Origin of the sequence: Streptomyces sp. NPDC088194 (genome assembly GCF_040702025.1) — a bacterium.
In the GTDB taxonomy this organism is placed as follows: domain Bacteria; phylum Actinomycetota; class Actinomycetes; order Streptomycetales; family Streptomycetaceae; genus Actinacidiphila.
The window spans coordinates 19,535-35,044 of the sequence record NZ_JBFBIV010000046.1 but is presented as its reverse complement, the minus strand read 5'-3'; the positions used below and the strand labels follow the sequence as shown (position 1 = coordinate 35,044).

The 15,510-nt window shown below is 73.7% G+C and carries 11 protein-coding genes and 1 pseudogene; 3 read left to right on the top strand and 9 right to left on the bottom strand.

Features of this window, described 5'->3' with window-relative positions; translation table 11 throughout:
- Positions 1-168 precede the first annotated feature (168 nt).
- Entirely contained in the window at positions 169-1,509 is a 1,341-nt protein-coding gene (locus tag AB0399_RS24280) for an MFS transporter (protein WP_366412774.1), read from the bottom strand.
- Positions 1,510-1,624: 115 nt separating this feature from the next.
- On the opposite strand from AB0399_RS24280, the gene AB0399_RS24275 reads away from it, so the two are divergent.
- Positions 1,625-2,542, top strand: coding sequence for a LysR substrate-binding domain-containing protein (locus tag AB0399_RS24275; protein WP_366412773.1), 918 nt, complete (start codon positions 1,625-1,627; stop codon positions 2,540-2,542).
- A gap of 89 nt (positions 2,543-2,631) precedes the next feature.
- Here the strand turns inward: AB0399_RS24275 and AB0399_RS24270 are convergent, their stop codons facing one another.
- The 5 genes from AB0399_RS24270 to AB0399_RS24250 form a co-directional block, all read right to left on the bottom strand.
- Positions 2,632-3,204 carry an adenylate kinase gene (locus AB0399_RS24270; protein WP_366412772.1) on the bottom strand — a complete coding sequence of 191 codons (573 nt, stop codon included), beginning with the start codon at positions 3,202-3,204 and terminating at the stop codon, positions 2,632-2,634.
- A 105-nt stretch (positions 3,205-3,309) separates the two neighbouring features.
- Entirely contained in the window at positions 3,310-4,545 is a 1,236-nt protein-coding gene (locus AB0399_RS24265; RefSeq protein ID WP_366412771.1) for a hypothetical protein, read from the bottom strand.
- A gap of 64 nt (positions 4,546-4,609) precedes the next feature.
- Positions 4,610-6,295 carry a serine/threonine-protein kinase gene (locus tag AB0399_RS24260; RefSeq protein WP_366412770.1) on the bottom strand — a complete coding sequence of 562 codons (1,686 nt, stop codon included), beginning with the start codon at positions 6,293-6,295 and terminating at the stop codon, positions 4,610-4,612.
- Positions 6,296-6,501: 206 nt separating this feature from the next.
- Positions 6,502-9,216, bottom strand: coding sequence for a hypothetical protein (locus tag AB0399_RS24255; RefSeq protein ID WP_366412769.1), 2,715 nt, complete (start codon positions 9,214-9,216; stop codon positions 6,502-6,504).
- 76 nt (positions 9,217-9,292) lie between these two features.
- A complete protein-coding gene (locus tag AB0399_RS24250; protein WP_366412768.1) occupies positions 9,293-9,445 on the bottom strand; it encodes a hypothetical protein in 153 nt (50 codons plus the stop codon).
- A 372-nt stretch (positions 9,446-9,817) separates the two neighbouring features.
- Here AB0399_RS24250 and AB0399_RS24245 point away from each other — a divergent pair.
- Both AB0399_RS24245 and AB0399_RS24240 read left to right on the top strand, forming a co-directional pair.
- Positions 9,818-9,991 (top strand): annotated as a pseudogene (locus AB0399_RS24245) (VapC toxin family PIN domain ribonuclease); the annotation flags it as partial.
- Between the two features lie 71 nt (positions 9,992-10,062).
- A complete protein-coding gene (locus tag AB0399_RS24240; RefSeq protein ID WP_366412767.1) occupies positions 10,063-11,274 on the top strand; it encodes a damage-control phosphatase ARMT1 family protein in 1,212 nt (403 codons plus the stop codon).
- A gap of 129 nt (positions 11,275-11,403) precedes the next feature.
- On the opposite strand, the gene AB0399_RS24235 is transcribed toward AB0399_RS24240, so the two are convergent.
- From AB0399_RS24235 to AB0399_RS24225, 3 genes are all read right to left on the bottom strand, one after another.
- Positions 11,404-12,678: an alpha/beta fold hydrolase gene (locus tag AB0399_RS24235; protein ID WP_366412766.1), complete on the bottom strand. Its 1,275-nt coding sequence runs from the start codon at positions 12,676-12,678 to the stop codon at positions 11,404-11,406.
- A gap of 133 nt (positions 12,679-12,811) precedes the next feature.
- Positions 12,812-13,456, bottom strand: a complete 645-nt coding sequence (locus AB0399_RS24230) for a response regulator transcription factor (RefSeq protein WP_366412765.1) — start codon at positions 13,454-13,456, stop codon at positions 12,812-12,814.
- Complete coding sequence (locus tag AB0399_RS24225) at positions 13,453-15,459, bottom strand: histidine kinase (RefSeq protein ID WP_366412764.1); 2,007 nt, start codon at positions 15,457-15,459, stop codon at positions 13,453-13,455. The genes AB0399_RS24230 and AB0399_RS24225 overlap by 4 nt, the downstream gene beginning before the upstream one ends.
- Positions 15,460-15,510 lie beyond the last annotated feature (51 nt).

The following is a 15,510-nucleotide window of genomic DNA, read 5'->3' as shown; positions in this document are numbered from 1 at the left end:
TACGCCGTGTCATGCCGGAGCCGACGGCGCGCGGCCCCATGTCCCGTACGGCCCGGGCGCGTTCGCCGTGCGCTCGGACCGCTCCGGGACGGACGTGATCGGGACGCCCGGGCTCCCGCGTACGGCGGCGGCTCAGGCGGCCGGTCAGGCGGCGGGTCAGGCGGCCGGTCAGGCGCCCGCGGCGGTACGGCGGGCCGTACCGGCCAGGGCGGCGGCCCCGGTCATGACGGCCAGGAGCGCACCGGTGAACCAGAGCATCGCCGTGGTGACCGGCAGGGAGCGGGTCGCGACGCCGAGGCCGACGACGGGGACGATCAGCCCGAGGTAGGCGATCAGGAAGAGCCCGGCCAGGGCGGAACCGCGCTGCGCGGGAGCGGACTTGGCGATCACGGTCCCGATCGCGGACTTGAACAGCACGCCCGCGCCCGCGCCGGCCAGCGCGCCGCCGGCCAGGAACGCGGCGAGGTCGGCCCGCTCCATGCCGGCGGCCAGGACGACCAGCCCGGCCGCCTCGCCGAGGAGGCCGACGGCCAGCCGTATGCCCGCCGTCATACGGGTGGTGGCGGACTGGGCGAGCGCCGCGGTGCCGAAGACCATGAAGACGACGACCCCGGCGAGCAGGCGGCTGGGGTGATGCAGCGGGCCGGCTACGAAGGCCGGGGCGAGCGAGGAGAACATGCCGAACACCGCGAAGGCGCTGAACGCGGAGACGACGGCGGCGAGATAGCCGGTCCGGCCGCCGGACGGGACCGAGACGGTCTGCGGCCGCCAGGCCGGCCGCTGCGGCAACTCCTCGACGGTCTCGGGGGCGGCGGCCACGGCGACGATGCCCAGGAGCAGCAGGATCGCGAAGACCAGGTACGGCGTGCGGAGCGGCTCGGTGACGAACTGGGCGAGGAAGCCGGCCACCAGCGGGCCGACCCCGAGACCGCCGATGTTCGCGGCCGTCGAGACCACCTCGAAGCGCCCGCGGCCGGCACCGGGACGGCCGGCCGCGTGCAGTTCGTGCAGGTGGGCGGTGGCCGTGGCGGTGATCATGCCGACGCCCAGTCCGGTGACGAACCGCGCCACGATCAGGCCGGGCAGCGCCGGCCAGGACAAGAACAGCACGGCGGCGACGGCTTCGAGGGCCAGCGCCGGGATCAGCACCCTCTTGCGGCCCACCCAGTCCGAGATGTGCCCGGCCAGCATCAGGCTCGCGACCACACCGACCGCGTAGACGGCGAACACGACGGTGATCGTGAAGGTCGAGAAGCCGTCGCGCCGCTGGTAGAGCGGGTAGAGCGGGGTCGGCACCGTCGAGAAGGCCATCGAGGTCAGGAACACGGCGGCGATGAGCCAGAAGCCGACGGAGTGCCGGCGGGAGCCGCGGCCGGCCGGATCGGCTTCGGGGTACGCCTCCGGTGAGGGGGCGGGCCCGGGCGCCTTGCCGGTCGTGCCGGTCTTCGTCTCGGGTGCCGTCCGGGGTGCCGTCTCGCTCGCCGTCTTGGGTGCCGTCTGGGTCGTCATGTCTGTCCTCCGTGGCTCGACGACACCACGGTGCGCCTCGCGGGTCCATCACGTCCAACAATCGTTTCTGCTGGCAATCAGCACATCGGATGATGAATATGAGAGGATCGCGGCCATGGAGCTCAGGCATCTGGAGTACTTCGTGGCCGTCGCGGAGGAGCTCAGCTTCACCCGGGCCGCCGAGCGCCTGCACGTGGTGCAGTCCGGGGTGTCCGCGACCGTGAAGGCACTGGAGAGGGAACTCGGCGTCCCGCTGCTCGACCGCACCTCGCGCCGGGTGGAGCTGACCGACGCCGGGACCGCGCTCCTGCCCAAGGCCCGGGCCGCGCTCGACGCCGTCGAGGACGCCCGCGACACCGTGGGCGAGGTGACCGGGGGCCTGCGCGGCACCGTGCGGATCGGCACGCTGACATCCGTCGCGCTGATCGACCTGCCCGGCCTGCTCGGGCAGTTCCACCGCCGCCACCCGGACGTGGCACTGCGGCTGACGGCGGCCCCGACCGGCTCGGGCGGTCTGGTCGCCTCGCTCGCCGAAGGAGCCCTCGACCTCGCCTTCGTCTCCCTTCCCGGGCCGCCCCCGGCGGGCGTGCGCCTGCACGAACTGACCTTCGCCCCGCTGGACCTGGTCGTGCCGGCCGGGCACCGGCTCGCCGAGCGGGCGTCGGTGGCGATGGCCGAGCTGGCCGACGAGCGGTTCGTGGACTTCCCCCTCGGCTACGGCAACCGCAGCGTCACCGACCGGGCGTTCGCCACCGCCGGGCTGAGCCGGCAGGTGGCCATCGAGATCACCGACATCTCCACCGGCGCGGCCTTCGTCCGGCAGGGCCTGGGCATCGCCCTGCTGCCGCGGTTCGTCATCCCCGCGCGCGACGACATACGGCAGCTGGCGGTCACGGACGCCGACCTGCGCTGGCCGGTGTCGCTGGCCGTCTCCGACACCCGCCGGCTCGGGTCCGCCGCTCGGGCCCTGGCCGCGATGGCGACCGTAGCCGCCGCGGTGGACCCGCCGCCGCGGCGCCCGTCAGCCGGCTGAGCGGGCGGCGGGCGGCTCCGTTCGGACGGCGCCTCGACGATCGAGAAGACGGTCGAGAGGACGATCGGGGTGGGGGCACCTCAACGCGCCTACGGCACGCGCCCGTTGCCTTCCGCCGGTCCGCCGCGTGAGGCGCCGCCCGGTCGGAGCGACGCCAGCCAGGCCGCGGTGTCCTTGGGGTGGCCGAGGCGAATGACGTCGAGAGGCGCGAAGCGGGGATCGCGGGCACGGCGCCCGATCTCGCGCCGCCGGGGCGCGTGTTGGGACCACGCCCACCACGCCGGGTGCTCCCGGCTCAACCAGCCCGCCCACGTCTCCCTGTTGCCGCCGAAGAGCACCTCGCGCGTGACCGTACGCCGCAACGAACGCCACAGGACGCGGGGCATGACGACCCGCCGGGGATAGTCCAGCCACACCACGGTGCCGGCCCGGTCCCACAGCAGATCGCGGACCTCCGGATAGCCGAGCGAGTCGAAGACCCAGCCCGGCTCGGCGACAAGGCTCGACACGTCCTCGGCCAACCTGCCGTTGACCGCCCAGCCGGGTCCGTTGAAGTACAGCGCGTCCATCTCGTGGCAGGGCAGCCCGAGTCGGCCGCCCAGAGCCCGCGCGAGCGTCGTCTTCCCGGCACCGGTGACCCCCACCACCAAGATCCGCCTCACGACGCCATCGTCCCCCTTCTCCCCGAAGTCTTCGCGCCGGTAACCGGGTTGCCCAACCCGTTCCTCAACTCGGCTCCCTGAAGCGGCGCTCCCGGGTCGCGCGGGTCATCCGGGGACGACGGGCGTGGCAAGTTCCGGGCAGCAGAGGTGGACCGTGCCGGCGGGGCGGGCCGGGAAGGAGTGGTCGAGCCGCCATCCCTGCTCCGCCGCCACGCGCAGGACGGCGTGCGCGCCCGCGCCGCGGAAGTGCCAGGGCCGTACCGCGATCCGGCGCAGGACGCGGCCGGACTCGTCGGCCTGGTAGCCCCTGGCGGGGTTCCTCTCGGTCTCGGTGCGGATCTGCTCGGGCAGGTACGCCCGCAGGTGGGCGAGGTAGGCGTCGGCGCTGCCCCGCAGTTCCAGGGCGCGCAGCCGCGGCAGGAAGACGAAGGTGAGCAGCGGCATCGCGAACCGGCGCGGCAGCGGCCCCCACGGCGTTCCCGGGTACGGCGCGGGCCCGTACGGGTCCGGCACACCGGTGTGCTGCGGTGGCGGGATCAGCCGGAAGAAGTGCACCGCCTCGGCCGGCTTCCTGGTGGCGTCCCAGTCCATCGACCAGCCGCGTCGCCGGGCGAGTTGGTCGAGCGCGGCCGAGTCCAGGCCGCGGTAGTGCTCCACCGGCAGTTCGCACTTCGCGCGCCGTACGCCGCTGGGCGGGAGTTCGGAGACGGCCCAGCCGCTGCTCTTCTCCGCCTTCGTGAAGCGCTCCGCGAGGCGGGAGTCGGTGAACGGCGCCCAGCTCTCGGCCCGGCCGCTCCACTCCGCGCGCAGCCGCCGCCAGGAGATCCCGGTCTTCGTGAAACCGAACACCCCTTCCGACAGGCCGACGTTGGCGCTGGAGCCGGTGTCGATCCAGATCACCAGGGCAAGCAGGGCGAGCGCGATCAGCGCCCACACCGGTATGTAGAGGAACTGGAACACGAACTGGGCCACCAGCCCGAACCGCGAGCGGCGCGGCGCGGCGTCGAACTGCCGTATGGGGGGCGGCTCTTGCTTGCGGTACGCCTCGGCGCCGCGCGGCTGCCAGCCACCGCTCCCGGGTGTACGGCCGTCGTCCTGCGGAAGCGCCCCGCCCTGCCCCGGCCTCTGCCCCGGCCCCGGCCCCTGGGGCGGGTACCCGGTGGTAGGCGGCGGCCCGTACCCGCCGGGTTGGGCGCCATACCCGCCCGGTGGGGCACCGTATCCACCGGACTGGGGCCCGTAGCCGCCGGGTTGGGGCCCGTAGCCGCCGGCGACTCGGGGGTCGGCTCCGGCGCCGCCGGGGTTGCCGTAGGGGCCCGGTCCTCCGGGAGGTGTGGTCATGACTCTCCTTCTCGCCTGCCGGGACGATCCTTCGGTGCGCGGCCGCCACGGGCGACGGGCGCACTCACAAGGTGTGGATCGTCAGATGCTTCTTGACCTGGTCGAAGATGCGCTGCCCCTGCGCGGACTGGGTGGCGGCGGCTGGCATCACCACATCCAGCGTGTACAGGTCGCCGTCCCCGCTGACCACGTCCAGTTCGAGTTCGCGCGCGGCCGTGTGCGCGTCGACCGACAGGTCGGTGTAGTGGACGTCGAGCCGGGCCGCGGTCTGGCCCTGCTGCGTCGCCTCGACGACCCGGCCGTCGGCGTCCTGCACCGTGTCGGAGTACTTGATCTGGCCGCCGTCCTTGTACCACTGGAGGTTGGCGTTGGCGACGCCCGCCGCGCTGTCCTTCTCGCCCTGCTTCTTGGACAGCGTCACCGTGAAGACCCCGTGCGGGTCGGTGTACGTCACCTTCTTGTCGGCGATGCTGCGCACGTAGTCGCCGGGCACCGCGACCGTGGCGTCCACGCCCCGCTCCTGGTACGACTTCCAGCCCTTGGGCAGGCCACCGCCGAACGGGGAGACGATCGCGATCACCGCCCCCGCCACCGCGGCCGCGACCACCACCGCGGTGACCGCCTGCGCGCGGCGGCTGCGGCGCAGTGCCCGTATCGCCCGGCCGGCGGCGGGCTCGACGGCGCCGCCCCCGCCGGCCGAACCGGCCCCGACCACCGCGCCGGCCCCGCCGATCCCGCCGACCGCGGTGGCCACGGCCGTGCCCCCGGCCTGGGACGGAACGCGCGGCGGGTCGAGGACGGAGCGCAGCTCGTCGCCGAACCGCGCGGCGGTCGTACGCGCCGACGACTCCTTGCGCAGCACCCCCAGGATCGGCCCGGCGAGCGGCCCCGCCGCGCGCGGCGGCGGCAACTCCGCGAGCAGGACGGCCTGGAAGGTCGACGGTGTGGCCTGCCGGCGGAACGGCGACACGCCCTCCACCGCCTGGTAGAGCACGACCCCGAGCGACCACAGGTCGGACTCGGGCCCCGGCCGCTGCCCCAGCACCCGCTCGGGGGCGATGTACTCCGGCGACCCGATGAACGCCCCGGTCTCCGTCAGCGGCTCCTCGCCCTCGACATGGGCGATGCCGAAATCGGTGAGCACCACCCGGCCGTGCCGGCCGAGCAGGATGTTCGCGGGCTTCACGTCGCGGTGCAGCACTCCGGCCTCGTGCGCGGCGACGAGGGCGCCGAGGACCGCCAGCCCGATCCTGGCCGCCTCCCGCGCCGGGACCGTCCCCTCGGCGAGCACCTCCGCCAGCGACCGGCCGCGCACCAACTCCATGACGATCCAGGGCCGGTCGTCCTCGACGACCACGTCGTGCACGGTGACCACGGAGGGATGGTCGATCCGGGCGGCGGCACGCGCCTCGCGCTGCATCCGCAGATACGCGGTCTGCCGCTGGGCGTCGGTCATGTGCTCGGGGACCCGCGGCTCCTTCACGGCCACGTCGCGGTCCACGACCTCGTCGTGCGCCCGCCACACGGTGCCCATGCCGCCGAAGCCGAGCCGCTCGACGAGGCGGTAGCGCTCACCGACCAGCCGCCCGCCGCCCGTACCACCGGCACCGGTCGGGGCGGGGGCGGACAGGGCTCCCACGGGTGGCGTGGCCGCGGCCTCCGACGCCCCCGGCGGGCTGAGTTCGTAGCTCGTCACGGTCCGTGTGGCCTCGTCTTCGGGCTGCCCGCCCGTGCCCCCGTTGGTTGCCATACCCGCATCATCCCAGCCCCGCCACCCCCCGATACGGGTCCTCCCGCGCCCGTGGCAAAGGTGTGACCGACCCGCCGCGCCGCTCCCGTCGCACCACCTCCACCAGGCGGCCCTCCTGCTCCACGCGACACGTGGAGCAGGAGGTGCACGCGACCCCTACAGCACTGACCGGCCTTCGGCCGTTCGCCGGGCTCGCCCCGGGACGATCACCCCGCCGCGCTTCCGGTGATCTTGAACGAGGAGATCGTGTCGTTGGCACCCAGGCCCGTCAGGTCCGCGTTGTCCGCCGTGAACGTCCACGAGGCGCCGGTGAAATCGCCGTCGGCGTAGGCCACCACCGTGAATCCGGCCGGCACCCGGATCGAGGAGATCGCGTCGTTGGTGATGCCCGCGGCCTCCATCTGGGAGATCGTGTAGCTGCCGTCGCCCAACTTCACGCCGGTTCCGCCGTAGTTGGTGTTCGGGTAGAACGTCGGCCCGGCCACGCCGCCGGCGCCGTCCAGCCCGATCTTCACCCCGCCCAGGTGCTTGGCGGTGGTCGCGGCGGTTCCGGTCACCTGGGCGTAGGGCAACGACGTGGTGAGTGCCGAAGGCTGCTCCACCAGGTAGCTCTGGCCGGCGGTGACCGGGACGCTGAGGGTGCCGGCCGTCGTGGCGGCCACCACCACGGCGCCGGTCGACCCGTTGACGACCTCGGCCGACTTCCCGGACCACGGGTTGCGCACCTTCATGGTCTCGGTGGTGCCGGCGTGGATCGCGGCCGTGGCGAGCGTGCCGCCCTCCATCTGGACGTCGACCTTGCCGCCGTCCTGGATGAACACGGTGCCGGCGGCGTCCCAGCCGCTCGGCCAGGCGGGAGCGAACCGGAGCAGGCCGTCGTAGTCCTGCACCAGGGCCTCGTCGACCCCGGCCGCCACCCCGGCCGCCTGCTCGATGTACGACTCGGTGCCGACGGTGCTGCCCAGGTCGGCCATTCCGGAGATGTACACCTGGTGCGACTCGGTGATCCCGACCAGCCGGTTCTGCACCTCGCCGGCCAGGCCGAGTCGGGCCGCCTGGATGGCGTCCAGGCTCCAGTCGTTCCCGCCGGTGACCGGCCGGTACGTGTACGTCCGCTTGGCCAGCGCCAGCATGCTGGAGGTGTCGCTGATCACGTTCCAGGGCCAGACCGGCTCCAGCCCGATGTTCTCCGAGTTCCTGATCGTCGCCGCCGGCTGGTACGAGTCGGCGATCACGTCCGCGCCGGCCGCGTCGTCCGCGGGGGTGAGCAGTTGGGTCCTGGTCGCCTCGTCCGTGCGGGCGTAGGGCGGCAGTTCACCGAGGGCGGTCTGCAGTTGGGACACCAGCGAGGCGTCGGTGCCCAGCTTCTGCGCCGCGCTGATCACCGCCGGGAAGAGCGCCTGGTCCGCGACGATGTCGGTGGTCGGGTCGGTGACCGCCCACTGCGTCTCGTGCGCGTTCGCGGTGGCGTGCAGCAGGCCGTCGGAGCCCTTGGTCTGGTAGCCGAGCAGGAAGATCGCCGACTGCTGCATCAGCGGGTAGTACTTGGTGAGGAACGCGGTGTCACCGGTCGCCTGGTACTGCTGCCACACGTACAGCGAGATCTCCGCCCCGCTGGTGATGTCCAGGGCGTTCCAGTTCGGGCTGCCCGGCTCGCTGCAGGCGGCGTTGGCTCCCGCGGACGGGTCCCCGCCGTTGCCGTTGAAGCGCATGACCTCCGGCACGCAGGCACCGGCGTGCCCGCTCATCTGCGCCTTCGTCCAGGTCTCGATCGCCGCGAGGTTGTTCAGGTAGAGGTCGAAGATCGGGGTGTTGAGGGCGTAGTTGCCCGACGTCATGTTGGCCGATATCTGGGTGCGCAGGTTCCACAACCAGGTCGACGACGGAGTCCAGTTCTGCTGGTCCTGGCCGAAGTTGAACATGTCCGTGACGCCGGCCTGGCTGCCCGGGTAGGTGCCCCGCATCGAGGCCGCCTCGGTGTAGAGGTAGATCGTCCGCAGCGCCTCCATGTACTGGGCGGAGCCGTCCGAGGAGTTCAGCTCGATCAGGCCGCTCTTCGCCCAGAACCCGTTCCACCAAGTGGACTGGCTGCTCAGCAGGGTTGACTCGGCCGCGGTCGCGTCGCCGCCCAGCAGAGCGGCCGCCGTCGTAGCGGCGTTGCCCCCGGTCCAGCTGGGCGCGCCGACCACGATCCGGTACGACCCGTCCGCGTTGGGCTTGAAACTGACCTGCACCGTCGTGGAGTTCACCACCGAGGTGCTGACTCCCTGCCCGCCGGCGGTGATCGCGGCCAGCGAGCCGAAGGTCCGACCCGACGGCTCCTGCTCGGCGTTGTCCACCCAGGTCTCCGCCAGGGTGCCGATCGTGCCGGACGTGGCGGCGGTCGGGTTGCGGCCCGACCACAGGTGCACGTCGGCGGTCTGCGTGGTGTTCGGGTTCGCGCCCGTCACGTCCACGATCAACTCGTCCTTGCCCGAAGGCACCCACGCCTTCAGGGTCTGGCCGCCGCCGGACTCCGTGAGCACCCCGTTGTAGAGGTCCAGCCGGCCGGTGAAGTCGGACGCCGAGGTCATCGTGCTCAGCCCCGGGATCTGCACCTGCCCGGGCGACTTGCGGTCCGGCATGGTGTCGGTGCGGTTCAGCTGGGCGGTGAACCCGCCCGCCGCCCAAGCGGCCACCCCCAGCGAACCGTTGCCCAGGCCGAGCGACTGCGCGGCCTGCGTGTTCGGCGTGCCGAGCACGATGTCGGAGCGGCTGACGACCCCGCCGGGGTTCAGGTTGAAGTTGCCGTTCTGCCATGCCGTCGTGGTGGTGGCCGCCGACGCGGTCGGCGGATCGACGAGCACGGACAGGAACAGAGAGATCAGGGAGAGCACCGCGACGAGCGGCGTCCACCTCAGGATGATCGGACGTGACGACACAAGACCTCCTCGGCCGGGCCAACGTGACCCTGATTTCGGGCGGTGCTGTCCTCGTTCAGCGCTCGGCGCTCAGCGCTCAGCGCGGGCGCGCCGGCGGCGCGCAGAGCCGGCCGCCGATACGGCGCTCGGCGCGGTCGGGGAAGTGGTCGGCGAAGTCGGCGCCGAGCGTGGCGACGGCGCCGACCGCCGTCGCCCCTGGGTGCCGTGAGCCTCTGGGGAACCCGTGCATCGAATGCTCCTGGGACGTGGGGGGGTGTGTTCGGCGCTCCGTGGGGGCCGGCATGCGGGTTGACGCATACATGACGCGAGCGCGAATCGCACCGACCGTACAGAGCCGGATACCTGATCGCAAGGTTCGACTTTGCACAAGAAAAAACAAAAACACTCACCGCAAGAGAGCGTTCCCAGGTCGGCGGGCTGCGGTGATAGATCCTACGAATCTTCCCTCATTTTCCAGCCGACCAGACTCCTGCGCCACATCTGGACACGGAGACGCCCGCGCGCTAAAAAGACATCCGACCTATCCATCGACGCCTACATCCCCCGACGCAAGCCTTGCGGCCGGCAGGCGCCACGCCCCTTCGCGACCCCGTCTTCATGAGCTCTCAACGCCGGCTTCCACCGGGCCCGGTCCCTCCCGGACCTGCTGATCGCCGCCACCGCCGAAGTCAACCGGCGGACCGTCCTCCACTACGACGGCGGCTTCGACATGATCGCCTCGCTCACCGGCCAGCCCACCGAATGGGTCGTCCCGCCCGGCAACGCCGATCGGTGAGCATGCGGGCACGACGGCACCGGCGCCACACTGTCGTGGGGGGTACGCCGAGGAGAGGGACGAGCCTGAACATGCCCACCGCACCCACCATCTTGAGCAACACCCCCGGCTCCTTCGCCTGGGGTGTCTTCCACGAGCGGCACCCGAAGCTCGTCCGGCAGGTGCTCGACGCCCTGCCGTACGGGCCGGTCGAGCGGGTGGCGGTCGAGGAACTCCTCGTCGAGAGCACCGACGGCGTGCTGGAGCCGCTCGGCACGGGGGCCCACGATCAGCGGCAGTGGCGGGAGTGGGGCGAGGGCCTGTTCGGGCGGCCGTGGGACGAGGCGCCGTTCCTGTGGGCCGAGAGCTACTTCTACCGCAGGCTGCTCGAAGCCACCGGCTACTTCCGGCCCGGGACCTGGCAGGGCATCGACCCGTTCGCGCCGTTCAAGAACGCCGAACTGTCCGGCCCGGCAGTCACCGACGAGCTGGCGGCTCTCGACCAACTGCCCTCCCTGCCCGCCGAGAAGCGGGCCGAGGTACTGCTCACGTCAGCGCTCTGGGGCAACCGGGCGGACCTGGGCTTCCAGATCACCGGCTCGGCCGGGGACGCCGGGGATGCCGGGGACGCCCACCCCGCCGCCGCCGCCCTGGTCGCGGACGACAGCCCGCTCCTGTGGTCGACGCTCGCCGCTTCGAGCAGCCCGACGGTCTGCGTCCTCGCGGACAACGCCGGCCGGGAGCTGCTGCCCGACCTCGTCCTGATCGACCACCTGCTGACCAGCGGGTTGGCCGCCGAGGTCGTCCTGTACGTCAAGCCCGCCCCGTACTACGTGTCGGACGCGACCACCGCCGACGTCCTCGCGACGCTCGACCGCCTCCGCAACCAGGCGGGCCAGGAGGCGGAACGGATCGGCCGCCGGCTCTGGCAAGCGATGAACAGCGGCACCCTCGCGATCCGCACGCACCCGTTCCTCTGCGCACCGCTGCCCTTCCACGACATGCCGGCCGACCTCGTGGCCGGGTTCTCCGGCGCCACGATGACGATCGTCAAGGGCGACCTCAACTACCGCCGTCTCGTGGGCGACCGGCGCTGGGCCGCCACGTCATCGTTCGCCGAGAGGGTCAGCCACTTCCCGTCCCCCGTGGCGGCCCTGCGCACCTTGAAGTCGGACGTCGTCGTCGGCCTCGACCGACCGGTGGTCGCCAGGCTCGACGCCACGGGCGAGCGATGGCGCACCAGCGGCACGTACGGCCTCGTCCAGGTCCACGCCACGCGGCCGATCCGAAAGACGGCGATCTGAAGGACAACCCCGCGGCGTCCTCGGTTCGGGTCTCGCTCGCGTCGGTGCCGTCGTCCGGCACGAGGGTTCGGCACCGCCGTCCGGCACGACCGTTCGGGCGCACGCGCGACGGCCGGCCGGGCAGCGGGTTCACGACGCGGGTGCCGGCAGGGGGCGGTCGAGGAGGAAGGACCGCAGGAGGGCGGTGTAGAGGGCGGGTCGGCTGTGGGAGATGGCGTGGCCGGCGTCCTTGATGTGGACGATGCGGGAGTCCGGAAGGGTCTGCCGGTATTCCTGGGTCACGGCGGGCTTGATGAAGTCGCAGTCCCCTCGCATGATCAGGGCGGGGACGTGGACCGCGCGCAGCCGGGGGCGCGGGTCGGGGAGCCGCTCGAAGTCCTTGACGGTCATCTGGTTGCTGTAGAAGCCCTGGGGGTTGGCGTGCGCCTCGGTGGGCGCCGCGTCCGCGCACGAGGTGGTGTCCTTGCCGAGCAGGGCCATCTCGTGCATCCAGTGGTCGACTTCGCGGTCGCCCACCAGGGCGTGCGCGGCGTTCGGGTTGACCTGGAGCAGGAGGTCGGCGGCGATCAGCCGCGGCTTGCTGTCGAGCCGGTCACGGTCCGAGCGCTGAGCCGCCGTCAGGTGCTGCCAGGGATCTCCTGCCGCGGAGCCGGGGTATTCGTGGCCCCACAGCGCGCCCGGCGAGGTGAACACGGCCTTGGCGACGTGCGTGCCGTGCGCCAGCAGGTACTGGGCGGCCAGCGAACCGCCCCACGACTGGCCGACGACGATGATCCGGTCCGCGCCGATCGTGCGGCGGATCGCGTCGAGGTCGGCGACCTGGCGGGCCACGGTGTACTGCGTGATGTCGGAGAGCCGGGTGGAGCGTCCGGCGCCCACCTGGTCGTACGAGTAGACGTCGAAGCCGGCCGCGGCCAGTTCCCTGCCGCCCGTGGGGATGCCCTCGGTCGGGGTGCCGGGGCCGCCGTGCAGGAAGACGACCGGGGTCGGCTTCGGGGTGCCGACGGCGGGCGCGTGCACGTAGGCGATCCGTGAGCCGGTCGGCAGGTTCCAGAAGCTGACGCCCGGCGGGGCCAGGGCCGCGGCAGAGGTCGGCATCGGGCGCAGGATCGTACCGGCGGCGAGCGCCGAGACGGCGAGGAGCAGCACGCCCGTGAGCACGCATGTCGCCCGCAGGCCGCCTTTGCCGAGCAGGGCGAACGCGCCGCGGCCGAGCAGCGCGGCCGTCCCCGCGGCAACCACCAGGCCGCACAGGGCGAGCAGGGGTATGTTCGCGGTCGCGAACGCCGCCGCGAGGAATCCGGCCGCGGCGGTGACGGGCGTCAGCACCACCGTGCCGACGAGGAGGACGCCGCCGAGTACGCGGCGCGCGAGCGCGGGAAGCGCGGGAAGTCTCAGTGCCATGCCGCTGAGGCTAGGTACGCCTCGGTCACCGGGTCGTCGTGCGACCGGACGACCGGCCCGCGCCGGAATCCGCTGGTCGGCGGGGTGTCGACCCCCGCCGCACGGCGGGGGTGCCCGGCCGCGGGCCGGGGATTCAGCCGACCCCGGGGCGGATCAGACCCGTCTCGTACGCGGTGATCGTCGCCTGGACCCGGTCGCGGACGCCCAACTTGCCGAGGACCACCGCGACGTGGTCCTTGACGGTGGCCGGGCTGATGCCCAGCGCCGCGGCGATCTCCGCGTTGGCCAGGCCGCGCGCGACGTGCCGCAGCACCTCGGTCTCGCGCGGGGTGAGCCGCGCCAGCCGCGCCGGGTCGGCCGGGACGGGCCCGGCGGCGTACCGCTCGATCAGCCGCCCGGTCACCGCGGGGTCGAGCAGGGCGGCCCCACCGGCGACCACCCGTACGGCGTCGACCACCCGTTCCGGCTCGGCGTCCTTGAGCAGGAAGCCGACGGCCCCGGCGCGCAGCGCCGCGAACACGTACTCGTCAAGGTCGAAGGTGGTGAGGACGATGACGCGGGTGGCGGGGGCCGCCGCGGTGATCCGGGCGGTGGCGGCCAGACCGCCGGTGCCGGGCATCCTGATGTCCATCAGCGCGACGTCCGGGCGCAGTTCCAGGGCGAGCGCCACGGCCGACTCCCCGTCGCCGGCCTGGCCGACGACCGCAAGGCCCGGCTCCGCGTCGACGATCGCCGCGATGCCCGCGCGTACGACCGCCTGGTCGTCGGCGACAGTCACCCTGATGGTGATGGGAACACCTCCGGCAGCCAGACGCGTACCGCGTCGTCGTCGGTCCTGGTGAGCGTACCGCCCACGGCATCGGCCACCGCCCGTACCTGCCGCAGGGCGCCGGGGCTCCCGGGCGGCGGCGCGGTGAGTTCGACTCCCGCGTCCAGGCGCAGCACGGTGAGCGTGATGTCCTCGGCGAGCAGCAGCGCCGCGATCCGGTACGCGGCCACGCCCACGACGACGGTCACCGCCCGGTGCGGCCCGCGGTAGCGGACGGTCGCGCCGTACCGGCCGGCCAGCGCGGCGATCCCGGCCACCGTGGGCGGCGGGGTGCTCGCGCCGTCCGGGCCGCGCAGGTCGCGGAGGAGTTCGCGGAGCGCGCCCAGGGCCGCACGCGCTTCGTCGAGAACGGCGTCGAGCCGTCCCGCGTCGGCCGCGTCCGCCACGTTCGCCGCATGCTGCCGGGCGGTACGCAGCAGGCCCGCCGCGATCAGCCGGCGCTGGTCGCGTACGGCCGCGTCGGCGTCCCGTTCGAGCAGTTCCCGCCCCCGCGCGGCGGCGGCCGCGCGCCGCTCCCGCCGCCGCGCGGTGACCAGGCCCAGCCACCACAGCGCGAACGACGGCACCGCCAGCAGCCCGGTCAGCGCGGCCCAGGCCGCCGCCCTGCTCCCGGTGATGCCGTCGGCGCTGGCCAGCGCGAGACCCCCGGTCGCGGCCACCGCCACCGGAGCCACCACGCCGCGCCGCACCGCGAGATACGCGCCCGCGCTGTAGAGGAACGTCAGCTCGACCCACCAGTAGACCAGGAAGATGTCGCTGACCGGCGGCCTCGTCCACCCGGCCCGGTCGCAGCCCCACCACAGCACCAGCGCCGACAGCACCGCCACCAGCCCCGCACCGGGCGCCCGCGACCGCCAGCCCAACGGCACCGCGTGCAGCCCGGACAGCACCACCACCGGCACGCTCGGCAGCACCCCGCGAAACGCGTCGGGCACGTCGTCCGACAGCAGACTCGCGCCGAGCGACAGCGCGACGGCGAGGACCACCAGCGCCCAGTCGAGCGCGGTGGGCCCCCGCCACAGCGGACGGCGACGGGGGCCGGGTGCCCCACCCGGTGTCCTGCCGGGCGGGTCCGGTGGGAAGGGGAGTTCGGCCCGGACGGTCCAGCCGGGGCCGTGGGGACCGTCGGCGCCGTCGGGGCCGTAGCTGAGGACGCCCCCGGCCGCGGCGACGGTCGTACGGAGGCCGAGCAGGCCGTGGCCCGTGCCGAGGTGGGGTTCGAGCGCGGTGCCGCCGCTGTCGCCGACCGTGACGGTGAGCAGGCCGGGCGCGGCCTCGACGGTCACGCGCGTCGCCGAACCCCGGGCGTAGCGGGCCGCGTTGGTCAGGGCTTCGCGCACGACGCGGTGGGCGAGGGCGGCGGTCGACGGGGGGACCGCGGTCGCGGTGGAGCGGTAACGGGCACCGGACTCGGCGGCCAGGGCGGCGATGACGTCGAGGTCCGCCTCGTCGTGGTCGGTGAGGACGTCGAGTTCGGTGATGGCCTGGCGGGCGGCGGCCGCCGCGTGGCTCAGCGCGGCGGCCGCGCGCCCGGGGTCGGCGAGGCGTCGCGCCGCCGCGGCGGAGACGACGATCGCTGTCAGGCGGTGGGCGGCCACATCATGCAACTCGACGGCGAGCCGGTCCCGTTCCGCGAGCGCCGCGAACCGCGGGATCTCGGGCGCGCCCGTACGGTACGCGGCCAGCGCGGACCGCTCGGCGCGCCTGCGCCGCCGGGACCGGCCCAGGACCCACGCGACGGCGGCGGCGCCCGCCGCCACCAGTGCGGTGCCCGCGACGTTCCACGGCCGCAGGCCCGCCGCCGCGGCGGTCGCGGCGGCCACCGAGACGGCCAGGGCCGCCCCCGCGGCGGCCAGACCCGCGGTGCGCCGCAGCGCCAGCACGTACAGCCCGATCAGCGCCGCTCCCGACGCGGCGACACCCCCGACCGCACCGAGCGGCACGGCGGTCACCGTCCCGGTCGGTACGTGTACGGGCCCGCCGCCCCGCGGCGCACCTCGTCC